The organism is Actinoplanes auranticolor, from assembly GCF_018332655.1.
Lineage (GTDB): Bacteria > Actinomycetota > Actinomycetes > Mycobacteriales > Micromonosporaceae > Actinoplanes > Actinoplanes auranticolor.
Genome location: NZ_BOQL01000069.1, coordinates 1 through 21,437, shown reverse-complemented (window position 1 = coordinate 21,437; position 21,437 = coordinate 1). Strand labels below are relative to the sequence as shown.

24 protein-coding genes and 2 pseudogenes are annotated in these 21,437 nt (G+C 69.6%); 17 read left to right on the top strand and 9 right to left on the bottom strand.

Annotated features, from left to right (window positions below):
* Positions 1-15: 15 nt before the first annotated feature.
* From Aau02nite_RS38705 to Aau02nite_RS38685, 5 genes are all read left to right on the top strand, one after another.
* Positions 16-336 carry a YrhB domain-containing protein gene (locus Aau02nite_RS38705; protein ID WP_212993622.1) on the top strand — a complete coding sequence of 107 codons (321 nt, stop codon included), beginning with the start codon at positions 16-18 and terminating at the stop codon, positions 334-336.
* Between the two features lie 162 nt (positions 337-498).
* Positions 499-1,419 carry a hypothetical protein gene (locus tag Aau02nite_RS38700; RefSeq protein WP_212993621.1) on the top strand — a complete coding sequence of 307 codons (921 nt, stop codon included), beginning with the start codon at positions 499-501 and terminating at the stop codon, positions 1,417-1,419.
* Positions 1,420-1,423: 4 nt separating this feature from the next.
* Positions 1,424-1,930: a type VII secretion system-associated protein gene (locus Aau02nite_RS38695; RefSeq protein ID WP_212993620.1), complete on the top strand. Its 507-nt coding sequence runs from the start codon at positions 1,424-1,426 to the stop codon at positions 1,928-1,930.
* Entirely contained in the window at positions 1,927-2,616 is a 690-nt protein-coding gene (locus Aau02nite_RS38690) for a hypothetical protein (protein ID WP_212993619.1), read from the top strand. The genes Aau02nite_RS38695 and Aau02nite_RS38690 overlap by 4 nt, the downstream gene beginning before the upstream one ends.
* Positions 2,613-3,506: a GlcNAc-transferase family protein gene (locus Aau02nite_RS38685; protein ID WP_212993618.1), complete on the top strand. Its 894-nt coding sequence runs from the start codon at positions 2,613-2,615 to the stop codon at positions 3,504-3,506. Before Aau02nite_RS38690 ends, Aau02nite_RS38685 begins: the two co-directional genes overlap by 4 nt.
* Positions 3,507-3,626: 120 nt before the next feature.
* On the opposite strand, the gene Aau02nite_RS38680 is transcribed toward Aau02nite_RS38685, so the two are convergent.
* Positions 3,627-4,223 carry a DDE-type integrase/transposase/recombinase gene (locus Aau02nite_RS38680; RefSeq protein ID WP_212993617.1) on the bottom strand — a complete coding sequence of 199 codons (597 nt, stop codon included), beginning with the start codon at positions 4,221-4,223 and terminating at the stop codon, positions 3,627-3,629.
* Positions 4,224-4,355: 132 nt separating this feature from the next.
* Positions 4,356-4,700 (bottom strand): transposase, encoded by a 345-nt coding sequence (locus tag Aau02nite_RS38675; protein ID WP_212993616.1) that lies wholly within the window; start codon positions 4,698-4,700, stop codon positions 4,356-4,358.
* A gap of 474 nt (positions 4,701-5,174) precedes the next feature.
* On the opposite strand from Aau02nite_RS38675, the gene Aau02nite_RS38670 reads away from it, so the two are divergent.
* Entirely contained in the window at positions 5,175-6,746 is a 1,572-nt protein-coding gene (locus tag Aau02nite_RS38670; RefSeq protein WP_212993615.1) for a hypothetical protein, read from the top strand.
* A 288-nt stretch (positions 6,747-7,034) separates the two neighbouring features.
* On the top strand, positions 7,035-7,286 hold the full coding sequence (locus Aau02nite_RS38665; RefSeq protein ID WP_212993614.1) for a hypothetical protein: 252 nt from the start codon (positions 7,035-7,037) through the stop codon (positions 7,284-7,286).
* Positions 7,287-7,311: 25 nt separating this feature from the next.
* Here the strand turns inward: Aau02nite_RS38665 and Aau02nite_RS38660 are convergent, their stop codons facing one another.
* On the bottom strand, positions 7,312-7,848 hold the full coding sequence (locus tag Aau02nite_RS38660) for a GyrI-like domain-containing protein (protein ID WP_246595771.1): 537 nt from the start codon (positions 7,846-7,848) through the stop codon (positions 7,312-7,314).
* A 110-nt stretch (positions 7,849-7,958) separates the two neighbouring features.
* On the opposite strand from Aau02nite_RS38660, the gene Aau02nite_RS38655 reads away from it, so the two are divergent.
* A complete protein-coding gene (locus tag Aau02nite_RS38655; protein ID WP_246595770.1) occupies positions 7,959-8,864 on the top strand; it encodes a phytanoyl-CoA dioxygenase family protein in 906 nt (301 codons plus the stop codon).
* Positions 8,865-8,995: 131 nt separating this feature from the next.
* Positions 8,996-10,264 carry a transposase gene (locus Aau02nite_RS38650; protein ID WP_212993612.1) on the top strand — a complete coding sequence of 423 codons (1,269 nt, stop codon included), beginning with the start codon at positions 8,996-8,998 and terminating at the stop codon, positions 10,262-10,264.
* Positions 10,265-10,638: 374 nt separating this feature from the next.
* Here the strand turns inward: Aau02nite_RS38650 and Aau02nite_RS38645 are convergent.
* Positions 10,639-11,273 (bottom strand): annotated as a pseudogene (locus Aau02nite_RS38645) (DUF2625 family protein).
* A gap of 72 nt (positions 11,274-11,345) precedes the next feature.
* On the opposite strand from Aau02nite_RS38645, the gene Aau02nite_RS38640 reads away from it, so the two are divergent.
* Together Aau02nite_RS38640 and Aau02nite_RS38635 are read left to right on the top strand one after the other, a co-directional pair.
* Complete coding sequence (locus tag Aau02nite_RS38640) at positions 11,346-11,891, top strand: hypothetical protein (RefSeq protein WP_212993611.1); 546 nt, start codon at positions 11,346-11,348, stop codon at positions 11,889-11,891.
* Positions 11,892-12,011: 120 nt separating this feature from the next.
* Positions 12,012-12,326 (top strand): hypothetical protein, encoded by a 315-nt coding sequence (locus Aau02nite_RS38635; protein ID WP_212993610.1) that lies wholly within the window; start codon positions 12,012-12,014, stop codon positions 12,324-12,326.
* Positions 12,327-12,343: 17 nt separating this feature from the next.
* On the opposite strand, the gene Aau02nite_RS38630 is transcribed toward Aau02nite_RS38635, so the two are convergent.
* Complete coding sequence (locus tag Aau02nite_RS38630; protein ID WP_212993625.1) at positions 12,344-13,222, bottom strand: bile acid:sodium symporter family protein; 879 nt, start codon at positions 13,220-13,222, stop codon at positions 12,344-12,346.
* Positions 13,223-13,310: 88 nt separating this feature from the next.
* On the opposite strand from Aau02nite_RS38630, the gene Aau02nite_RS38625 reads away from it, so the two are divergent.
* Together Aau02nite_RS38625 and Aau02nite_RS48135 are read left to right on the top strand one after the other, a co-directional pair.
* The gene (locus tag Aau02nite_RS38625) at positions 13,311-13,724 is read left to right on the top strand and encodes an MmcQ/YjbR family DNA-binding protein (RefSeq protein WP_212993609.1); all 414 of its coding nucleotides are present in this window, start codon (positions 13,311-13,313) and stop codon (positions 13,722-13,724) included.
* Positions 13,725-13,880: 156 nt separating this feature from the next.
* Positions 13,881-14,030 (top strand): hypothetical protein, encoded by a 150-nt coding sequence (locus Aau02nite_RS48135; RefSeq protein ID WP_212993608.1) that lies wholly within the window; start codon positions 13,881-13,883, stop codon positions 14,028-14,030.
* 336 nt (positions 14,031-14,366) lie between these two features.
* Here the strand turns inward: Aau02nite_RS48135 and Aau02nite_RS38615 are convergent, their stop codons facing one another.
* Both Aau02nite_RS38615 and Aau02nite_RS38610 read right to left on the bottom strand, forming a co-directional pair.
* Positions 14,367-14,552: a hypothetical protein gene (locus Aau02nite_RS38615; protein ID WP_212993607.1), complete on the bottom strand. Its 186-nt coding sequence runs from the start codon at positions 14,550-14,552 to the stop codon at positions 14,367-14,369.
* A 137-nt stretch (positions 14,553-14,689) separates the two neighbouring features.
* Positions 14,690-14,932 carry a hypothetical protein gene (locus Aau02nite_RS38610; protein WP_212993606.1) on the bottom strand — a complete coding sequence of 81 codons (243 nt, stop codon included), beginning with the start codon at positions 14,930-14,932 and terminating at the stop codon, positions 14,690-14,692.
* A gap of 101 nt (positions 14,933-15,033) precedes the next feature.
* Here Aau02nite_RS38610 and Aau02nite_RS38605 point away from each other — a divergent pair.
* Positions 15,034-15,644: pseudogene (locus Aau02nite_RS38605) on the top strand (transposase); the annotation flags it as partial.
* 91 nt (positions 15,645-15,735) lie between these two features.
* On the opposite strand, the gene Aau02nite_RS38595 reads toward Aau02nite_RS38605, so the two are convergent.
* Together Aau02nite_RS38595 and Aau02nite_RS38590 are read right to left on the bottom strand one after the other, a co-directional pair.
* Positions 15,736-16,077 (bottom strand): hypothetical protein, encoded by a 342-nt coding sequence (locus Aau02nite_RS38595; protein ID WP_212993603.1) that lies wholly within the window; start codon positions 16,075-16,077, stop codon positions 15,736-15,738.
* A 130-nt stretch (positions 16,078-16,207) separates the two neighbouring features.
* The gene (locus tag Aau02nite_RS38590) at positions 16,208-16,897 is read right to left on the bottom strand and encodes a TetR/AcrR family transcriptional regulator (RefSeq protein WP_212993602.1); all 690 of its coding nucleotides are present in this window, start codon (positions 16,895-16,897) and stop codon (positions 16,208-16,210) included.
* 69 nt (positions 16,898-16,966) lie between these two features.
* Between Aau02nite_RS38590 and Aau02nite_RS38585 the strand changes: the two genes are divergently transcribed.
* From Aau02nite_RS38585 to Aau02nite_RS38575, 3 genes are all read left to right on the top strand, one after another.
* Complete coding sequence (locus Aau02nite_RS38585; RefSeq protein ID WP_212993601.1) at positions 16,967-19,165, top strand: MMPL family transporter; 2,199 nt, start codon at positions 16,967-16,969, stop codon at positions 19,163-19,165.
* The gene (locus Aau02nite_RS38580) at positions 19,162-20,037 is read left to right on the top strand and encodes a ketopantoate reductase family protein (RefSeq protein WP_212993600.1); all 876 of its coding nucleotides are present in this window, start codon (positions 19,162-19,164) and stop codon (positions 20,035-20,037) included. Before Aau02nite_RS38585 ends, Aau02nite_RS38580 begins: the two co-directional genes overlap by 4 nt.
* Before the next feature lie 119 nt (positions 20,038-20,156).
* The gene (locus tag Aau02nite_RS38575) at positions 20,157-20,366 is read left to right on the top strand and encodes a hypothetical protein (protein WP_212993599.1); all 210 of its coding nucleotides are present in this window, start codon (positions 20,157-20,159) and stop codon (positions 20,364-20,366) included.
* The last annotated feature ends 1,071 nt before the right edge of the window (positions 20,367-21,437 follow it).

The window sequence follows — 21,437 nt, the reverse complement described above, 5'->3', positions numbered from 1 at the left end:
AGGAAGGAACACCGCATGAACGCCGACGACGCCCGCGCGCGGGCGACCGCCGTGCTGGGTGAGCTCGAGGACCCCGGCCAGCCGCTGGCGCTGGTCGACCAGCCGCCGGGCGAATACCCGTGGTGCTGGGTCTTCGCCTACAACTCCGCCAAGGCCATCCAGACGGGGAGCTTCCTGGACTCGCTGGTGACCGGCCCGCTGGTCGTGCCGAAGAGCGGCGCCGAGCCGTGGGTGGCCCCGTCGAGCCCGCCGCTGGAGCGGTGGCTCAACGAGTACGCCGAGCGCGCGGGCCTGCCCGCGGTGCCGGTCCCCGCGGCACCGAATCCGTTCGCCTGATCGTCCCCGGGACGGGCGGCGGCTGCCGCGGCCCGTCCCGGGTACGAACGGGTGCCGCTGCGAGGGCGCAGGGGCATCCGGGGTCCGACGACTGTGCCCCGCCGCTAGCGCCATGGTCGAATGCGGTGAACGACAGCCGGGAGAGCGCACGCGAGGATGACGATGAGCGAGCAGGACGAGCTGCACGCCGCCCTGCTGACCAGGGCCGGACGGGTGCCGGACGCCGTGCTGGCCGCGGCCCGGCTCCGGCTGGCCGAGACCGGCACAGTGGACGTTCCCGAACCGGTGGTGGAGCTGGAGTTCGCCTTCCGCCCCGCCCTGCCGGATCCGCGCACCTTCCAGCACAACGTGCCGCCGCTGCTCGACCTGGCGGGCCGCGACCTCGGCGACGAGATCGACCGCGCGGCCATCGCGGCAGCGCAGCGCCGGCCGGACGCGGTCGCCCTCTGGCGCGCGTGGCGAATCGCGCCGCAGTGGGCAGCCGGGACTATCCCCCCGGGCCGGGTGTACGTGCTGGAGGCGAACGGGCCGCAGGCGGAGACCACCGCGGCGATGATGCGCGAGCTGAGCGCCGCCGGGCTGGACCTGCCGCAGGTCGAGGTCTACCTGTCGGGCGCCGAGCTGCCCGCGTACACGCTGACGGCCCGCAATTCCGGCGCGCTGCTGTGGCTCGACGGCGCGGCTCCGCCGATCCGGCTGGCCCGGGTCTTCGACGCGATCACCGAAACCGGCGCCCGGTTCCGGCCCGAGCACGAGATCCTGACCGGCGACGACCTGGAACAGGTGGCCGGCTACCTGGAGGCCGGGACGCCGGTGCTGGCCACCACCGGACGGCTGCCCGACGTCGTCGAGCCGGAGCGCGGCGAGGTGGTACCGATGAGCTACCGCACCGACGGGCGCTGGCTGTGGACCGACTCGGTGACCTACTACCTGCGGACGTACGGTCTGGCCCCCGAGCCGGAGCTGCTCGCGGTCGCCCGGACCGCCGGGTTCCTGACGCCCGCGCCCGGCCCGGCCGAACAGCACCGCGCGCTGGCCCTGCTCTTCCAGTCCGCGGCGATCGTCCCGGCCCCGGCGGGCTGACCCCGTGACCACACCGGTGGAGAGCTTCATCCTGCTCGCCGACCCCGAGTGGGAGCCGGCCGAGGCCGGAGCGGAGCCGCCCTTCGCGGCCGTGGTCGGCATGTGGCCGCTCGCCGAGGACGGCAGCGCCGGCGAATTCCGCCCCAACCCGGACTACCGGCCCCGGTACGGTGCCGGGCCCACCGACCCGCTCGACGCGCTGCTGCGGCTCGCGCTGCGCGGCGACGCCGAGATCGACCAGGTGCTGGCCGTGCTGCGCGGCTCGACGGTCGACCTGGCCCTCAACGGCGACGGCCGCCCGCTGGTGCGGCGCGCCGACGACGGAGTGCTGTGCGCGATGGTCGCTACCAGCCCGGCCCAGCGGAAGACGCTCTTCGCTCCCGACTGGCGGAGGGTGACCGCGACCGAGCTGGCCGGCATCCTCACCGACGACACGGACGTGCTGGTCAACTCGGGCAGCCCGGCCGCGCTGCGGCTGAGTGCCGAGCTCATCCGGGCCACTGTGGCATGACCCACCCGTACCGGCTCATCCCGTTCCCCCCGGTCGTGCTGCTGACCGATCCCGCACCGGACGAGGTCGTGGTCGACGACTCCGCGCCGGTCGACGGTTACGACCGCACGCTGCTGGACGCCTTGGACCTGGGCCGCACCACGGGAGTGTGGCGAGCCTGGCGGATCGACCTCGCGGTGGACGGGACGGCCTCAGCCACCCGTGTCTACCTGGTGGAGTCGGCGCAGCCCGCCGAGGAACTGCCGGCACTGGCCGAACGGGCACGGCAGGCAATAGCAGCCAGCGGACACGCCGCCGCGGTCGACGTCCACCAGCCGGAGACGCCGCTGATCCCGTACCGGTGGACGGCCCGGGCGAATTTCGCGCTGCTCTGGGCCGCGGCCCCGGCGATGGGGTTTCGCCACCCCGATCCGGACGGCGCCCACGAGCCGCTCGACGGCGACGAGATGCTGGATGCGCTGGCCTACCTGGAGGGCGCGCCGCTGGTCACGGACACGATGCACACCGACGGAACCTGGATCTGGCCGGCGGCCGCCACGGACCGGCTACGCCGACTGGGCGCACTCCCCGATCCCGCCTTCGCCGCGCACATCCGGGACGCGGGCCGTGACCCGGCGCCGGTCGGCGCGGTGACGCTGCACCGGGCACTGGCCGACCTGGTACGGACCCGGGTGGCACCGCGATGACCATCATGGTGTCGGTGGCCGCGTACCGGGACCCGGAACTGGTGCCGACGGTGCTCGACTGCCTGGCCAAGGCCCGGAACCCGGACGAGCTGCGCATCGTGGTCTGCTGGCAGCACCTGGGCGACGAGGACATCTCCGCGATCGCCGACGACCCTCGGGTCGAGGTGCTCGACTACGACGCGCGGCAGAGCCGGGGGGCCTGCTGGGCCCGAGCCGAGGTGATGCGCCACTACCGCGGCGAGGAATGGTTTCTGCAGGTCGACAGCCACACCCGCTTCGCCGCGGGCTGGGACGCCAAACTGATCGCCACGGCCGCCGCCACCGGAGCCCGGAAACCGATCATCACCTGCTACCCGCCGCAGTACGAACCCGGAGCGGAATACACGGGCAACGGCGAACCGACCGAGATCATCGTGGCGGGCTGGACCTACGACGGCATCCCGTTCCTGTCCCAGCGCAGCCTGGCGGAGAGATCCGGCCGGCCGGTGCCCGCGAACTTCGTGGCCGGCGGCTTCCTCTTCGCGCCGGGCAGCCTCGTCACCGAGGTGCCGTACGACCCGAACATCTACTTCCAGGGCGAGGAACTGACGGTCTCACTGCGGGCGTACACCTGGGATTACGACCTCTTCCACCCGACCGAGGTGCTGGCCTGGCACTACTACATCCGGCCGGAGAGCCCCCGGCACTGGAACGACCACCTCGGCGAGGACGGCGCGCTGACCTGGCACCAACGAGACCGGGCCAGCCGGCGCCGGATCAACAACCTGCTCCGCTACCCCCGGCCCGGGCGGTACGGCATCGGCACGGTACGTACCCTGGCGGACTACCAGGCGTACACGGGCCTGAATTTCGCCCAGCGCACCTGGGCCGACGCCCGGGACGGCCAATGAGTCGTCATCCGGCTGTGTGATGCCGTCGAGCAGCTCCTCTCCCACCCGGTCGGCGTTGAGCGGCACACCGAGCATCGGCGCATGCACAGCGGCATGAGCATGAACCGCCGTGGGTGACGGTCACCCCGGGAGGGTTGACCGGTCGTACGGATGACGGCCCGGCCGGAAACCGTGGGCCTCGACGCCGTGGACAGGCCGGTGCCGACGGCGTCCGGGACGTGGGCGTCGGGCGTACCGCTGCAGACTTCGACGCCGTCGACAAGCGCCCGCACCGGCTGCCCCTCGAAGCCGTTCTTCGTACGCCGGGCGGTGATCTGCACGAACGACACGGCGTGCGGTGCGAGCTCCACTCGCCAGGGCAATGAGTTGTGGCTGCGGTTGGAACTTCATCCGTGAATCGATGGAGTAGCCGACGATCCGGTTCGACCACACATCCTTGATCGCGCACAGGTAGAGCTTGCCCTCGCCGGTGCGGTGCTCGGTGATGTCGGCCAGCCATAACTGGTTCGGCCCGGCGGCGGTGAAGTCCCGCTTCACGAGATCGTCGTGCACCGGCGGGCCCGGCCTACCGCCCTTGCCCCGCCGTCGTTTGCGGCCGAACGCGCTCCACCAACCCATGCCGGAGCAGATCTTCCAAGCGGTGCGCTCGACCATGGCCTGTCCGGCAGCACCGGCCTCATCGGCCAGGAACCGATAGCCGAACTCCGGGTCCGTCACGGTGGGCGTCGAACAACGCGTCCGCCCGATACGCCTCGGCCAGTTCAGCGTCGGTGACCGGCCGGGCCAGCCACCGGTAATAGGGCTGTCGAGCGATATGCAGTACGGGAATCCCGTCGGCGGCGAGCTCGCTCACGAGCGGGTAGAGCCTTTTCCCGGCAGGTTCGCCTGCGATAGATACGCCGCGGCCCGGCGCAGGACCTCGTTCTCCTGCTCGAGCAGCTTGATCCGCTTACGGGCCTCGCGCAGATCGGCCGAGTCGCTACCGCTCACGCCGGGCTTGACAACGTCGCCGGTGTCGGCCTGGCGCAGCCACTTGAACAGTGTCATCGGGTGGACCCCGAAGTCCTTAGCGATCTGCTCGACCGTCACGCCGGGGTCCCGGTCACGAGCGACGCGCACAACGTCGTCGCGGAACTCGCGGGGGTAGGGCTTGGCACAGCAACATCCTTCCAGCTCGCCGTCACGGCAAGCCATCTCAGATGTCACCTATCGGTGCAGCAAACCCCGCCTCCACTCAGCGCACACGACAAGCTGCGGTTGGAAAAAGTGTTCGAAAGTGTCTTCCCCTACGGTGTCGCGTCAGCGTACCCGCAGGAGGAGGAGCGATGCCCGGCAAGCCCGTGCGCCAGACCCGACCCTCCTGGTCCGGCGATGGTCAGATCGCCGGGCCCGACGACGTGCGCCGGCTGCTGAGCGACGCCAACGCCGCCCGGCCCCGTCAGGCAGCATCGTCGCGAACATGACCTCGACCGGATCAAGGTGCCTGACCACGCCACGATCGGCGAGTAGGCGCGTTATCTGCGACAGCCGAGTACTCCGGACCGAGGCGTCCCCGTGACTTCTCCTCAACGATGGGCAGAACATTCTGGCCGCGCCGATTCTTGTCGCACCGGGCAGCTAGTCTCAGCACGTCCATCGAGGGCTCTTGATTCACGGGGGATTTTCGACATGAAGCGCTGGCGTCTGCGCGCGCTCGTCACCGTCCTGGCCGTTGCCGCCGCGGGCACCTTCACCGGCACCCCGGCGACAGCCGCACCGATTCTCGACATCAGTTCGATCAGCTTCGACCGCACCACGGTCGACGTCACCCAACAGCCTGAATCGGTCTATCTGTCGTGGACCGTCATTGACCGGGACGCCCGGGCCCGGCGGATCAACGGCGTGGTCGAGCTGCGCCAGTTCACTGGCGACACGCCGATCGGCCAGCCGCGCACGGTCAGTTACGACTTCGAGCCGGGCCGCGCCCAGGTCGGTGGCTCCGGCACGCCCCAGGAATCCAGCTACGTCTACGAGTTCGTGGTGCCGCGGTATGCGCCGGCGGCCGCGACTGAGTGGCGGGTCACCAAGGTGACCATCGCCGACGACACCGCCCACGCCCGAACGGTGCGTGATCCCGGTCCGGCCACCATGGCCGTCACCCAGCTCGTCGACAGCGAGGCGCCGGCCGTGCAACGGGTCGCCTTCGACGACGGCCAGCCTCGCGGCTTCTACGACGACGGCTCCGGGGTGACGCTGCGCTACCGGGTTCAGATCACCGACGAGACCGCCCTCAAGAACGGCAAGCTCACCATCGCGGGCCCGGGCGGCCGCCGGGCGTCGGCCACGTTCAAGCTGACTCAGACCGCGCCGTACTGGTATTGCAACGGCGCGCAGACGTACACCCCGGCCCTGGCGGACTGCCCCGTCGGGGTCACCGTGCCGTCCGGTTCGCCGTCCGGTTCGTGGCGGGTCACGCGGGTCGAGCTGACCGACAGCTGGGGGCACACCCGGGTCGACACCGCGCCCGAGGGAGCGGCGCCGGTGCACGTCAGCCGCAACGATGTGGTCAGCGCGACGAGCTTTGCGCTGACCGAGCCGCAGGTGAACAACTGGCGCCGCCCGACCACTACGGCGCTTACCTTCACCCCGCACGGCCTGGTAGACGGCCTTGCCTCGGTCGACGTCGATGTGTCCTCGTGCTCGCCGCAGACGCGGACGCCCGAGGTGCGCGCCGACGGCACGGTCGCGATCGAACTGCTCGTCCCGACGGGCAGCGCCGACACCTGCACCATCGACGGGGTCAAGCTGACTGACGGCGCGGGCAACGTCGCGTTTTACGGCACCGCGTACGGCAATGCGAACCTCAGCCTGACCGTCACGCCCCTGCCCGACGAGAAGGCGCCGGTCGTGCTCGGGGCCAGCCTGCCCAAGGCCACCTGGACATCGCAGGAGACCGAGGACGCGTGGGGCGTCAACTTCGACGTCACGGTCGAGGTCGACGACTTCGCTCCCGTCGCGCAGTACGACGCGACCCTCTACGACAGCACGGGCGCCTCGCGCGGCAGCATGTACGGCGGCGTCCAGGAGGACAACGGCACCCTGCACTTGGCCGTCTCCACCGACCGCCTCGAGCCCGGCCAGTACACGATCGGTATCACGCTGATCGACCTGGCCCGCAACACCAGCCGCTGGGGCTACCCCGGCAACAGCAGCACCCCGCTCCCAGACGGTCCGCTGACGCTGACCGTAGTCGCCGACTAAGCCTCCGGCCGGGCCCGGTACGCGACCGGGCCCGGCTGGTTCTGGGCACGAGTGAGTGAGGGTCCCGGATGACCGCTTGTTTCGGCCTCATCCGTCGCTTGTCGATTTCTGTGTGCGCGTGTTGGGGGCCCACCCTGCCCAGGCCGCCCGTAGCACCGCAGTGCTGCAGATCCTGAGCCGTGGTCAGGCGGGGTCGCGGTGGCGAGAGTTCCGTGACTGAAGAAAAGATTGCAGCAGCCGTGGAAGCCTTCGGCGGGTTACTCGGTCTGCTTCGACAGGCAGAGCCGCATGACCGCCGGACTGAGCATCAGAAAGATCGACGACGAGAAATTCGGCTTCTCGATCGTGCCGGACAACACAGGTGGCGAGGTCGCCGTACCCGGAACAAACGCCTACCAGGACCGGCCAGCTGCCGCTGCGCTCGAACACGCCATACTCGACGCCGCCGCGAACGCAACCCGCGCCGGGCAGCTCGTCCTGGATAAGACACCCTCCGGCAAGCCGTTCCCGACGGATTATCCGACTCCAGTGACTCCTTGATGCTGTCGGGATGCTCGCCAGATCGTTACGCCGGTTCGACGGGCAGCCAGAGCTCACAGGTCGCGGTGCTGAAGTCATTCGTCGGCTCAAGCACCGCGACGATCTCCGGGCCTGGCCGCAGACGCCACGGGTTGGACGGGAACCACTCGGCTGCGGCCGTGGCCCAGGTCTTCTGCAGGGTCTGCGGATGCGGCCCCGCGGTCCGGATGACCACCCATCTACCGGCCGGGACGTCGATGATGTCGAGGCCGCCGGGGACCGGCGTACCCGGGGACACGGCGACCCCGTGAAGGTAGGTCAGCTCGCTGCCCTCGGCGTAGTCGGGGTCGAGGTCGTCGCTGACCGCGAGCAGGCCGCTCGGCTCAGTATTGCCGAGGGCCTTCAAACGCAGGTGCTCCTCAGTCGGCAGTGCGGTGATGTGCTGCTGGATGTGCGGGTTGATGCCTTGATGGACCAGCAGGACGCGGGCAGCATGCCCCACGAGCCGGAACCCGGGATGGTCGACGATACGGGTCTCCACGCCTTCGCCCCCTTCGGCGGTCAGACGGAGTGCCAAGATCATCGAGCCTCCGTCGAACATCCACCTTGGTCGCAGCGCACCGGTGGGCACCCGACTAAAGCGGCGCGAAAAATGTCGGGTGATCGAGATCGGCGCCGTCGCACGATGGGGGCATGGATGACACGACTTTGGTATCCCGATTTCTTCGCGACGGCTTCGTAAAGCTGGAGGGCGCCGTCGCGCCGCGCGTGGCAGCGGACTGCGCGCGGCTGCTATGGCGGGAGACGGACTGCGACCCGGACGACCCAGCGACGTGGACGCAGCCTGTGCACTGGGTGCCCGGAATGGCGCAGGGTCCGTTCGCCGCCGCTCCCAACTCCCCGTTCCTCCATCACGCGTACGACCTGCTCGTCGGCACGGGACGCTGGGAGCCGCGCTACTCACTGGGCACGTTCCCGCTGCGCTTCCCGCACGAAAATGAGCCGGACGACGCGGGCTGGCACATCGAGGGCAGCTATCTGCCGGACGGCGAGAGCTGGTACTTCACCAATGTGCGCTCCCGGGGCCGGGCGCTGCTGATGCTGTTCCTGTTCAGCGAGGTCGGTGAGAAGGACGCCCCGACCCGGATCCGGGTCGGCTCCCACCTCGACGTGCCACAGGTGCTGGAGAAATACGGGGAGGACGGAGCCAGCGGGCTGGCCCTGGCGCCCGACCTGATGGCGGCCTCCGACCACCGGCCACTCGCCCTCGCCACCGGATCCCCGGGCGATGTCTTCCTGTGCCATCCGTTCCTGGTGCACGCGGCGCAACCGCACCACGGGGCGCGGCCGCGTTTCATGGCCCAGCCGCCGCTGATGCCGGCCGTGCCGTACGAACTGGAGCGGGCCGACGGCGCGTACTCACCCGTAGAGATCGCGATCCGTCGAGGCCTCGGACAGGACACCCCCGGTCAGGACGGGAATGGTACTCACCCCAGCGCCGATAGGCCCCGCGCCAGCGGGGCTCGGGCTGCTCGCGGTGGCACCCCGCCTGACCGCGGCCAACGCGGTCAAGTTCGTGCGATCCTGGCTGGCCCTTAGCCTCGATCCGTGGGTTGGATCGGTTCGCATTGACTGAAGACTGGGTGCAGATAAGGTGAGAATGCCCTCTGAGCTGGGATAATCGGGTTTGTCTAGGACCCTGATCAGACCGGCTTGGAAGGACACTCTCGGTGCAAGGATCTCATGCCTGGCGTACGGATAGCGCGGTGTTCGACGAGGACAATCTCGTGTCGCACGCGGGTCTGGTTCCGCTGCTGGCGTTGGCCGAACGCACCGGCCTGTCCGAGCTGTTGGACGAGCACGTGCGGTTCGCCTGCGAGCGGGTCAAGTCCGGGGCGGCGAACCCGACACCGAAGCTGACCTCGATCATCGCCGGAATGGCCTGCGGGGCCGACAGCATCGATGACCTCGACGTCATCCGCGCCGGTGGAATGAAGCGCCTGTTCGACGGAGTCTACGCCGCGACCACGTTGGGGATCCTGCTGCGCGAGTTCACCCACGGCCACACCCGGCAACTGTCGGCGGTGCTGCGTCGGCACCTGGTCGCGCTCACCGAACAGACCCGGGTCCTTCATGGCATCACCGATCGCTGCTTCATCGACATCGACTCGCTGCTACGCCCGGTCTACGGCCGCGCCAAGCAGGGCGCGTCGTTCGGTCACACGAAGATCTCCGGCAAGACCGTGCTGCGGCGTGGCCTGTCACCCCTGGCCGTCACGATCAGCACCGAGACCGCCGCCCCGATGCTGGCCGGGGTCCGGTTGAGGGCCGGGCGGGCGGCCTCCTCACGAGGCGCGGCGAGCATGGTCACCGAAGCGCTCAACACCGCGATCACGGCCGGCGCCACCCCACAGAACATCCTCATCCGCGGTGACTCCGCCTACTGCGCCGGCACGATCGTCACCGCGATCGTCACCGCCGGCGCCCGGTTCTCGATCACGATCGCTCGCAATCCGGCCGTCGACGCCGCGATCGCCGACAACCGCCACCGCATCACCGGCCGACTCATCGTGCGCCGCGTGCTCGACGCGAACACCCAAGACCCACTGTTCCCGGTCTGGCGCTACCACCCGTTCTTCACCAACACCACCGAACCGGTCGACCAGGCCGACATCACCCACCGCCGCCACGCCATCTGCGAAACCGTCTGGTCCGACCTCATCGACGGACCCTGGGCACACCAGCCCTCCGGCATGTTCACCGCCAACACCGCCTGGTGCATCCTCGCCGCGATCTGCCACAACCTGCTCCGCGCCGCCGGCACCCTCACCGACACCACCCGCTACACGGTGGCCCGAGGCGCGACCCTGCGCACCCACCTGATCAACATCCCGGCCCGGCTCGCCCGACCCCAACACCACCCGACACTGCACCTACCCACCCACTGGCCCCGCGCCCACGCCTGGCTCACCCTCTGGACCGCCGCGTTCACCACCTGACCGGACCAGACCCAGCCACACGCACCACACGACACCGGCCACCGACCCGACGAAGCAACCGAGCACGCTGGACCCCCGGCCAGCAGAACAGCCACGCCCTCAACCCGCGCAAGCCACCTCGACCTCGGCCCGGCAATCACACCCGAGCCGATCCACGGATCAGGGCTAAGTACGCGTGGCAGTTGGTTCTCGCCGTGATCCTAGCCGTGGCCGCGATGGTGCTGTGCCGGAGCGGGATCGGCTCGATATGGATTCCGTCGGGCTACCCTGCCAGACCGTCAGCTGCGCGGTGCGCTACCGGGTGGACCCACGGCCCGGCCCGCGCAGTCGCGGAGATGGGGCGGGGTGACCCGGGTGCTGGCCGGGCTGCTCGCCTACCGGCTCCCGTCCGCCGCGCCGAGCAGCGACATCGCCTCCGACATCGGCACCGGGCGGCGTGACACCGCGTTGAGATCCTTGCCCTCGCGGCTCCACGGCGGCGGGAACAGCTCGATGGCCTGATCGAGCCGGCAGGCCGCAACCTCCTCGGCCCATCCCCGCCACCGCAGCTCCGCGTAGAACTCGGGCAACGCGCCCCCGAGCATGGCCGCGAGCCAGTCGCCGTAGCCCTGCTCGCAGTCCTCCCACGCAGCGTGTCCGGGGCGAAGTATTCGATGGTCGGCCCGCCGGAGCCGGCCACCCAGGCGAACTGACCGCCCAGCACGTCCTGCGCCACGATGATCCCGCCGGTGACGGTCGCGTTGGCCTCGCTGAGGCCGGCCAGGTGCCGGCCGTGGCTGCCGGACCCCAGCACCCGTAGCCACCCGTGATCGAGCACGAGCCCACCGGTGGCGTACACCACCGCACCGAGCCAGGACCGCGTCGTCACCTGAGCCCGGTGCAGTTCCTCACGGGCCCGCCGGCGGTCGGCGGTGAGCACCTCGACCGGAAACGGCGCGGCGGCGATGGCGGCCTGGATGCCCGGCCAGGCGGGATCAGCGGTGTCGATCAGCTCGTCGAGGGCACGCACACCGGCACCCTACTCATCCCTCGACCGGCACCAGGCCTGCCCGGATGCGGCCCGCTCCGTACGATGGCGCAGGTGTCGACAACGGTGCAGACCCGATCGCGGCGGCAGGCCGGTCTCACCGCGCTCTATCTGGGGCTGTTCGCGACCGTCTGGTTCAGCGTCCCCAGTGCCGGCGGGTTGCTGCGCACGCTGTTCGTCGTGGCGAGCGTGGCGGCGCTGCTCACGGCGATCGCCGGGTTCGTCGTTGTGGCCCGGGCCGGGCGGGCCGGACCAGCGGGGCGCGACCGGGCCGCGCACCGGCGGTACCTGCTGATCGTCGTGGCCGAGTTCGCCTCGGCCGGGATCGGGGCCGTGCTGCTGTCGGCCGCCGACCGGCCGGAATACGTTCCGGTGCTGGTCGCGACCGTGGTGGGAGTCCACTTCTTCCCGCTCGTACACGTTCTGCACGAGCCGCATCTGCGATTGCTCGGCGTCGTCGTCTGCGCCGTCGCCCTGGCCGGTCTGATCACCGGACTCACCACCGGGGTGGCGGCCGGCCTGGTGGCCGCCACCGGGACCGGCCTGGCCCTGCTCGGCTATGCCGTCACCACGCTGGCCGGGTCGCTGCGTCGCGGTTGATGAGCGCTTCGGGACTCCCTGGACCCAGCTCGGTCCTGCTATGCCCGGCACCGTGCTGTTCCGCTGTGCGCGCGAGCCGGAGGGCCTCTTCGTCGTTTGCCTCCTGAACGGGGTCAGATCATGTACCACGTCCGCGTCCGAGTGATCCGCTTCGTGGACGACGCGTGGCCGGGCTGGGTGGAGGCGCACCTGCACGAGGTGGACGACAGCGTCGTGTCGCTGATCGACAAGGTTCCCGTGCTGGACGCCGGCGGCCGGTTGGCAGCCGGCGGGGAGCTGCCGGTCGAGCTCGAGCTTTCATGCGATCTGCTGGACCGGACCGTGGATCCGGCCGGCCGACCGACGGCGGTCATCCGGTTGCACCACGGCGTGGCGGATCAGGCGGGCCGGAACGTCTTCCGGGTCGCGGAGCCGGACCTGCGGGGGCAGTCGTAGCGCCGGCCGGGGTGGGGTCACACGGGGAGGTCGGCTCGCTCCTTGCGTCGGGTGACCAGGTAGCCGAAAACGGCGGCGGTGAAGAACATGACGATGCCGTACACCGCGGCCGGGATCGCCATCTCGGTGCTGTTCAGCAGGGCCGGACTGAGCGCGATGGTGATCGCCAGGGTGCTGTTGTGGATGCCGATCTCCATGCCGGCGGCGATCGATTCGCGGCGGCCGACGCCGGCCAGTCTCGGTGCGCCGTAGCCGATGGCCAGGCTGGCCACGTTGAAGATCAGGACCGCGATCCCCACGGCGACGAAGTAGTCCGCGATGTTCTCGCGCTCCTTCAGCACCGCGCCGGCGATCACCGCGACCAGGACGACGACCGACAGGATCTTGACGGGCCGGCCCAGGCGGTCGGCGAGCTGCGGGAAACGCGCCCGCACGGCCATGCCGACGGCGACCGGCACCAGGACGATCGCGAAGACCTGCAGCACCTTGTCGAACTGCAGGCCGATGGATTCGCCGTCGCCGAGGAAGTACCCGGCCGAGAAGTTGACGACGATCGGCAGCGTGACGACCGCGAGCACCGAGTTGACCGCGGTGAGGGTCACGTTGAGCGCCACCTGTCCGCCGAAGAGATGGCTGTACAGGTTCGCCGTCGTGCCGCCGGGCGACGCCGCGAGCAGCATCATGCCGACCGCCAGAGCCGGCGGCAGGTCCAGCGCGACGACCAGTCCGAAGCAGAGCGCCGGCAGCAGCAGCGCCTGGCAGCCGAGCGCGATCAGGACCGGCTTGGGATAGCTCACGACGCGGCGGAAGTCGGCCACGGTCAGGCCGAGACCGAGGCCGAGCATGATGATGCCGAGCGCGATCGGCAGACCGACAGCCGTCAATGACGAGTCCATGGCGCGGTATTCTGCCCCGGCCCGCAGAAATGAGGAATCCTCATTTCGGGCGGCCACGAGAGGCGCCGGTGACCGGTAGGGTCGGCCCATGTCCGCCCCAGGAGACGTACGGCCGGAGATCCTGGACAGGCTGCGAGCGAGCTGCCGCGGGCTGCCGGAGACCTATGAGGAACCGGCCTGGATCGGCGTCCGCTGGCGGATCCGTCAGCGCACGGTCGCCCACGTCTACACGGCCGAGCCGGAGCGCAGTCTCGCCTATCCCCGGCACCTGGTCACCGACGAGCCGCCCACCCTCATGACGTTCCGCGTGCCCGCCGACGACCTGCTCGGCCTGACCAGCAGCGGCTTCCCGTTCTTCCGCGCGGGCTGGGGCGCCAACGTCGTCGGCGTCTTCCTCGGCGACCACACCGACTGGAGCGAGATCGCCGAGCTCCTCACCGACAGCTATCGCGAGATGGCCCCGCGGTTCCTCGCCGCCCGCGTCCCGCTTCCGCCGGAGTAGCCGACCGTCTTTCCGGGGCCATGTCGATCCGCGGGTCGCTCGTACGACGCGTTGGTGCGCGGGCCGGGAGGCGGCCCCGGCGGACGAGGAGCACACGATGCTGGTGCGTACCCAACTGATGGACCGGGCCTGCGCGGCGGGCGGCCGGGGCGCTACGTGCTGCAGGCGGCGATCGCCGCGCTGTACGCCCCGGCGCCCACCTACGCGCAGACGGACTGGCCGCAGCTCGTGACCCGCTACGACACGCTGCTGACGGTGTGGCCGTCACCGGTCGTGGCCCTGAACCGCCACGGTCGCCCTGGCTGAGGTACACGGACCGGAACGCGCGTTGGCCGAGGTCGTGGCGCTGGAACAGGACGGCCGGCTGGCCGCGTACCAGTATCTGCCGCGATTAAGGCGGAGCTCCTGCACCGGCTGGGCCGGACGGCGGAGGTCGGCGACACCTGGTACGAGGCGAGGCGGACCACCCACCAGCAGCCCTGACCGGTCAGATCTCGGCGATCAAGGCCGCCGTAGGCGGTGCTGAAACGGCGGAGCTCGGACCAGATGGGTGAGTGATGACCTTCAGGGACTCATGGCTTCCGTGTGACCGAGCGTCCGCCGGTCCTTTCACGATCGCTTCTGCGCAGGTCAGCGGCAATATCAATGATCGAAGTACAGCGGTGTAGTTCGGCCGCGTACCGAGCGTAGGCTCAGCGCAAGCGGCACGGTCCGGGCGACATAGCGCAGCCGGCGGCTACGGCCGTCGATGCGGCCGAGCAGTAGCACCCGCGGGTCCTCGATGGCGCCGACGATCGTGCGGATCTTCCCGTCGTCCCTGGCGGCCACTGAGACTACTCGGCTCGATGTCAGCGCTCGATTCTCACTTCGGTGTCAGTAGCCTTCTCACTTCTGACGGGCCGGAAGTAGTAGGAGTTGTCCGGTGACAGCGCGGATCTTGCTCATTGCCAGTGAGGTATCGCGGATCAGCGGCTGACGATGCTGTGAAACAGAGCGACGGCTCCGCCCGCGGCACCCCCTCCCCAGAGCGCCGCTCCGGGCAGGGATTTGTCGACCTGATACGACAGGACGCCGGCCACGACACCGACCACCGCGGCGAGCAGCAGGATCACCGCCGCGCGGACGGTCAGCAGCGGGGCGTCGGGCGAGGGCGGCATGATGAACCTCCAGCGAGATTGTTCGATCAAACGCTCTTGGTAGGTGTCCAAGCGCAGCTCACCCCACGGATCCCGGCTGGCTGAAAACGTGCGAAGAAAGTCGAGAAATTCCGTGGGGTGGCCGCCGCCGCGGCACTTAGGAAAGGTCATTACGCGGCGTCACCGAACGGATCCTGGAGGAACTGCGCGAGCAGATCCGTTTGGCCGAGGGCCGTGACGCCGAGCCGTCGGCCGGGGTGATCGACTCGCAGTCGGTCAAGGCGGCTGACACCGTTGGGCGTGACACCCGCGGCTACGACGCGGGCAAGAAGGTCAACGGGCGTAAGCGATTTATCGTCACCGACACTCTCGGCCTGCTGGTCAGCGTCACGGTGCTGGCCGCGTCGTGGCAGGACCGCGACGGCGCCAAGACGGCTCTGCTGAGCGTCTTCTTGTTCACGCCGATCCGCTACGTGTTCGCCGACCAAAGCTTCGCCGGCCGGCTGCTCGACTGGGCCGCCCGCACCTTGAACATGGTGATCGACATCGTGCGTAAGCCCGCCGATCAGCGCGGGTTCGAGGTACACCCCAAGCGATGGTGGTGGAACGGACCCTGGCCTGGCTGACCGCCCACCGCCGCCTGGCCCGAGACTATGAACGTGACCCCGAGGTCTCCGAGGAACTGATCCGTTGGGCCGCGATCAACCAGATGCTCCGGCGCCTTGCCCGCGGTGAACCGGCTCGCCGCCAGCAACGACGACAAGCCCGAACCACAACCCTCTAAAACACCCACTAGCCAGAACGTTGGACTGGCCGGGTCGACCGGGATGCGCCATGTCGGCGCGGCCCCGAACGCGGCTCACACATTTCCACGACTATCGCGGGCCCGAGGGTCGCCAGGACTCGACGTCGTCAGGCGCCAAGTCCGGGCGAAGGCGAAGATGCCGCACCGGATGGCGGTACCGGCCTCGCTCATACGCCTGGTCGACCACAATCTCGACCACCAGCAGCGGCGCGACCTGAACGTAGGGCTGCGGCTCGCGCCGGTCGAGCTGGCCGCTCCAAGCCGCCGGTAGCGGCTGCGGCCACGGGGGCGCATCATCGGCCGCGGCGAGCATCCGACCGAACTCCTGTCGTTGGCTCAGCGTGAGCGGCACGGTCCGGGCAACGTAGCACAGCAGCCTGCCCCGGTCGTCGAGACGGCCGAGCAGCAGCATCCGCGGGTCATCGACCGCGCCGATGATCCCGCCGATGATCGCCTCGGTGGTGACGCGCCGCTGCTGGTGAAGTGCCGGTATTCCGCACCTGCGGTATTCACTGTGTGATTGAGTTCAGCGATGCTGGCGTTCAGGTGAGGCATCGCGGGGCGCGCAGCCCGAGGGTGCGACGGCTCGCCTCGATCAGGTATCGGCGTAGCACGTCGTCGTCGAGGCCGCTCGATCGTGCGCTCATCCCGCCGGCGATCCCGGCCATGACCATGTCGGCTTTGATCCACCCGCCCACGCCGGGGTCGAGGTCGGCGAGCAGCATGATCATACGGTTGACCAGGTCGCTCACCTCCGTGCGGGAGCGCAGCATCTCGATAGGCCCGGGATCGCCGACCAGCATCGGAACCAGCAGGCGGTTTCTCACCGCGAGGTCGACGAAGCCGGTGAGCATGCGCTCGGCGCGGGCCCGCCGGCCGCGTTTTCCCTCGGCCGCCTCGACGGCCCTCCGCACCTCGCCGAGCAGCGGCTCGACTACGGCGTTCAGCAGTTCCTCGCGGGTGCGGAAGTGGTGGTGCACGGCCGACTTCGTGACGCCCACTTCGTCGGCGATCATCTGCAGCGACGTGCCGGCGAAGCTATGCCGGGTGAACAAGCCGATCGCGGCATCGATGAATCGCTGCCGGCTATCGGCCGCCCTGACTGCCGTTACGGCCATGAGCGCTCCTGACTGAATCCGTCTATGCCCGGAGCCTAGCTGGCCGATCGTCCACCAGCCAACTGCACGTCCGTAAAGTTCCCCACTGCACGTTCGTAAAGTAAGAAACCTCACGATCGTACAGTCAGTCGCTGTACGATCGGCTAGCTTGCGGAGACACAGATCTTCCGGAGGAGTCCCGAGATGGCGTCGTTCTTGTACCGGCTGGGCCGGTTCGCGTTCCGTCGGCGATGGCTGGTCGTCGGGTTGTGGCTGGCGGTCCTCGCGGCCGGGGTGACCGGCGCCGTGACCTTGTCCGGTCCGACTTCCGACGCGTCCCGGATTCCCGGCACGCCCTCGCAGCAGGCAATCGACCTGCTGCAGCAACGGTTCCCGCAGGCCTCCGCGGACGGCGCCACCGCCCGGGTGGTTTTCGCCGCAACGGCCGGACAGCAGCTCACCGGCGCGGCCACCAAGGCGGCCGTCGAGCAGGTCGTCGCCGAGTTGCGCCAAGCACCGCAGGTGGCTTCGGTGAACGACCCATTCCAGTCCGGCGCCGTGAATCAGGCCGGGACCGTCGGCTTCGCCCAGGCGACCTACCGCGTGGCCGCGCAGGAGCTGACCGCCGGTGACCGTGTCGCGCTCACCGGCATCGCCGAGCGGGCCCGCGCGAAGGGCCTGACCGTCGAGGTCGGCGGTGACGCGCTGCAGCCGCAGGCCGAGCAGGGCCTCGGCGAGGTGATCGGTGTCGCGGTGGCCGCCGTGGTTCTGGTGATCACGTTCGGTTCGATGGTGGCCGCCGGGCTGCCGCTGCTGACCGCACTGTTCGGCATCGGTATCGGTATCAGCCTGATCACCGCCGCCACCGGTTTCATCGATCTGTCCTCGAACACGCCGATCCTCGCACTGATGCTCGGGCTCGCCGTCTCCATCGACTACGCCCTGTTCATCGTCTCCCGCTACCGCCACGAACTCGCCGACGGCCGCGAACCCGAGGAAGCTTCCGGCCGGGCGGTCGGCACCGCCGGCTCAGCGGTCGTGTTCGCCGGGCTGACCGTCGTGATCGCGCTGGCCGCGCTCTCCGTGGTCGGCGTGCCGTTCCTGACTCAGATGGGCCTGGCCGCCGCGCTCACCGTGGCCATCGCCGTGGTCATCGCCCTGACTTTGCTGCCCGCGATGCTCGGCTTCGCCGGCCGCCGGGTCCTCGGCAAACGGGCCCGCACTCAGCGCACCCGTGACCCCGAGGCCGGCCGAATCACCTTCGGCACCCGCTGGGCCCGTGCGATCGCCCGCCGTCCGGTCGCCACACTGCTGATCGCCGTGGCCGCGCTCGGCATCGTCGCGACCCCGACCCTGGACCTGCAGTTGGGCATCCAGGACGACGCAACCGCAGCACCCGACTCCACCCAACGCAAGGCCTACGATCTATTGGCCGCGGGCTTCGGCGCCGGCTTCAACGGGCCGCTCATCGTCGTGGTCGACACCCCGGCCGGCGCCGCGAAGACCACCGCCGAGCAGGTCGTGCAGAAGATCACCGCTGTTCCCGGCGTCACCACAGCGGCCACCGCCGCCGTCAACCCCGCCGGGGACACCGCCCTGCTCACCGTGATCCCCACCAGCGGACCCGGCGACACCGCCACCAAAGATCTCGTACGCGCCATCCGCGACCTCGACGGCACCATCACCGGCGCGAGCATCGGCGTCACCGGCCTGACCGCCGTCAGCATCGACGTCTCCACCAAACTCACCGACGCCCTCCTGCCGTACCTGGCGGTGGTCGTGGGTCTGGCGTTCCTGCTGCTCATGCTGGTGTTCCGGTCGGTGCTGGTACCGATCAAGGCCACCCTGGGCTTCCTGCTCAGCCTCGCCGCCACCTTCGGCGCCCTGGTGGCACTCTTCCAATGGGGCTGGGGCGCCGACCTGCTCGGCGTCGAGCAGACCGGGCCGATCATCAGCTCCCTACCCATCGTCGTGATCGGGATCGTGTTCGGCCTGGCCATGGACTACCAGGTCTTCCTGGTCACCCGGATGCGCGAGGACTACGTACACGGCGCCGCACCCCGCGAGGCCGTGATCACCGGCTTCGGCCACGGCGCCCGGGTGGTCACCGCCGCCGCGCTGATCATGATCAGCGTCTTCGCCGGATTCATCATCGCCCCCGACACGTTCATCAAATCGATCGGCTTCGCGCTGGCCGCGGCCGTGCTCTTCGACGCGTTCGTCGTGCGGATGACCATCGTGCCGGCCGTGATGATCCTGCTCGGCAAGGCCGCCTGGTGGCTACCCCGATGGCTGGACCGGCTGTTGCCCAACGTCGACGTCGAAGGCGAGAAACTGCGCCACCAACTCGACGACGCACCGGCCGACCCGGCCGTGAACATCCCCGCGCGGGTGCAGGCATGAAGCTGCTCGTATACGGCGCCGGGGTCCTCGGCAGCCTGCTCGCGGCCCGCATGCACGACGCCGGGCACGACGTCGCGCTCCTCGCCCGGGGCGAGCGCCTGGCCTGCCTGCGCCGGCACGGCATTCAACTCGCCGAGGAAGACAGCCCGGTCATCCGGGAAGTGCCGGTGCCGGTGGTCGAGAACCCAGCAGGCGGGTACGACCTGATCGCCGTCCTGGTCCGCGCCCATCAGGTGGACCCCGTCCTGGAATCGATCGCCGGCCTCGACGGTGACGTGTTGTTCCTGCACGCGTGGGCGGCCGGCGCCGAACCGCTGGGCGCGGTGATCGGCCACGAGCGGGTGCTGCTCGGCTTCCCCACCGGCGGCGGCACGATGGACGGCGACGTGGTCCGCCACCGCGCGACCAGCTTCGTGACCCGCCGCGTCCCGATGCCGATCGGCGAACCCGGCGGGCTCGACAGCCCTCGACTGCAGCGGATCGTGCGGATGTTCCGCACCGCCGGGATCAACGCCAAGGCCGAGCCGCGGATGGATGCCTGGCTCAAGACGCACGCCGCAATGGTGGTGCCCCTCGGGCAGGCAGTGCTCGCGGCGGGCGGCCCGGCGGCGCTCGCCGGCGACCCGGACGCGGTCCGCGACATGATCCGCCGCCTGCGGCAGAGCCTGGCCGACCTGCCGACACCACCGGTCCCGCGCGGCTTCGCCGCAGTGCTGACCCTGCCGGACGCAGTGCTCGTACCCGCCATCCGGCGGTTCCTGCGCAGCCCGACGGCCACACACAGCGGGCTCAGCAACACCTCACCCGCGACAGAAGCGGCCGAACTCGAACGGCTGGCCGACCAACTCCGCGCCCAGAAGAGGGCCCGGTAGGCGATCCCCCCGTTTTCATGGAGCTTCATGAACGTTTTCCTGGAGCTTCATGAACATGGTCGGATGACCACCGGGAGGAAGTTCTGTGGCACGACCGAAGAAGTATCCCGACGAGCTGCGTGAGCGTGCTGGGGTGCTTGTATCGCGAGTCGGATCCGGGGCCGGTGATCCGGCGGCTGGCCGAGCAGTTGAACGTGCATCACGAGGCATTGCGGAACCGGATCCGCCAGGCCGAGGCCGAGGCCGACGCGGGCGAGCGTCGATGTCGAGGTCGTCAAGCGCAGCGACACGAAGCCGGGGTTGTTGCCACTGCGACGGATCCCGGGTGAGGGCAAGGCGCGCAAGGTCCGCCGCGTCGAACAGCGCCTGCACCTCGTCATACGTCAACGGTCGCCGAGCCGGCTGGCCCTCGTAATCACTCGTGTGCGCGACGGTGTTCCACTCTCCGAGCACCTGCTGCGGCGCTGCCCCGAAGCGCTCCGCGCACACTGCGGGCCATCCGTAGCGACCATCAGTGAGGTAGCCGAGAAACATCTGAAGATCAGCCAAATAGCCACGCGCAGTCGACACTACGATCGGCCGTGGGCCGGTCCGCAGGCAATCGATGAACGCCTCGACCTCGGCCGCGGTTCCACTGCCACGGATATAAGTTCGACAAGCGGAACATCCTGCGCACCAATTCCTGTCGGCGCTCGATCGTCTCGGTCTTCAGAAACCGGACTCGCTGCTGGCGACCCCAACCGTCCATCATCGCCTCGAACGTGGACGCCGCCGGGTCAAGGAATGCCACCTGGTCGGACCATTGCCACGTTGTGGCACAAATTCAGATATTGATCCCCAGCCGTGGGCATCATCAACGACCGCGGCCAGTGGTTGATTGCTCACGGTCCTGACGGCCTGGCCTTGGCGAGGCCGCGTTCACGCTGTCGTTCAATGCGCTGGTGTCGTCCCGGTAGTTTCCAGGACGGCTGCGGCGCTCCAGCGTGCCGGCCCTGTCACCCGGACGGTCCGGTCGCAGGTGTCATGCGGTTCGTTTGAGGCTCGCGGTGGGAGCTTGGTGCGCCACGGGCAGGGGGCGGACGGCGCCGGCTATGAGTGCCGCCACGCTGAGGAGTGCGGCGACGGTGACCAGGCCGCGTAGCACGGTGAGGTGGTTGCCGAGGATGCCGATGGTGGGCGGTCCGGCCAGAGCCGCGCAGAGCCGATTGAGGCGATGACGCTGACACGGGCGGCGGCACGGCGTGGATCGTCGCCGCCGGCGCTCATACCGACCGGGAAGCCGAGTGAGACCCCGAGCCCCCAGAGCAGGCAGCCGGCGAAGGCGTAGGGCAACGTGGGTGCGAATACGAACAGCATGACTCCGGCGATGCCGATCAGGGCTAGGTGTGATGTCCGGACAG

Coding starts and splice junctions, on each gene's coding strand:
- Aau02nite_RS38705 (WP_212993622.1), top strand. CDS start 16: ATGAACGCCGACGACGCCCGCGCGCGGGCGACCGCCGTGCTGGGTGAG.
- Aau02nite_RS38700 (WP_212993621.1), top strand. CDS start 499: ATGAGCGAGCAGGACGAGCTGCACGCCGCCCTGCTGACCAGGGCCGGA.
- Aau02nite_RS38690 (WP_212993619.1), top strand. CDS start 1,927: ATGACCCACCCGTACCGGCTCATCCCGTTCCCCCCGGTCGTGCTGCTG.
- Aau02nite_RS38685 (WP_212993618.1), top strand. CDS start 2,613: ATGACCATCATGGTGTCGGTGGCCGCGTACCGGGACCCGGAACTGGTG.
- Aau02nite_RS38675 (WP_212993616.1), bottom strand. CDS start 4,700: ATGGCTTGCCGTGACGGCGAGCTGGAAGGATGTTGCTGTGCCAAGCCC.
- Aau02nite_RS38670 (WP_212993615.1), top strand. CDS start 5,175: ATGAAGCGCTGGCGTCTGCGCGCGCTCGTCACCGTCCTGGCCGTTGCC.
- Aau02nite_RS38665 (WP_212993614.1), top strand. CDS start 7,035: ATGACCGCCGGACTGAGCATCAGAAAGATCGACGACGAGAAATTCGGC.
- Aau02nite_RS38660 (WP_246595771.1), bottom strand. CDS start 7,848: ATGATCTTGGCACTCCGTCTGACCGCCGAAGGGGGCGAAGGCGTGGAG.
- Aau02nite_RS38655 (WP_246595770.1), top strand. CDS start 7,959: ATGGATGACACGACTTTGGTATCCCGATTTCTTCGCGACGGCTTCGTA.
- Aau02nite_RS38635 (WP_212993610.1), top strand. CDS start 12,012: ATGTACCACGTCCGCGTCCGAGTGATCCGCTTCGTGGACGACGCGTGG.
- Aau02nite_RS38630 (WP_212993625.1), bottom strand. CDS start 13,222: ATGGACTCGTCATTGACGGCTGTCGGTCTGCCGATCGCGCTCGGCATC.
- Aau02nite_RS38625 (WP_212993609.1), top strand. CDS start 13,311: ATGTCCGCCCCAGGAGACGTACGGCCGGAGATCCTGGACAGGCTGCGA.
- Aau02nite_RS38595 (WP_212993603.1), bottom strand. CDS start 16,077: ATGCTGCTGCTCGGCCGTCTCGACGACCGGGGCAGGCTGCTGTGCTAC.
- Aau02nite_RS38585 (WP_212993601.1), top strand. CDS start 16,967: ATGGCGTCGTTCTTGTACCGGCTGGGCCGGTTCGCGTTCCGTCGGCGA.
- Aau02nite_RS38580 (WP_212993600.1), top strand. CDS start 19,162: ATGAAGCTGCTCGTATACGGCGCCGGGGTCCTCGGCAGCCTGCTCGCG.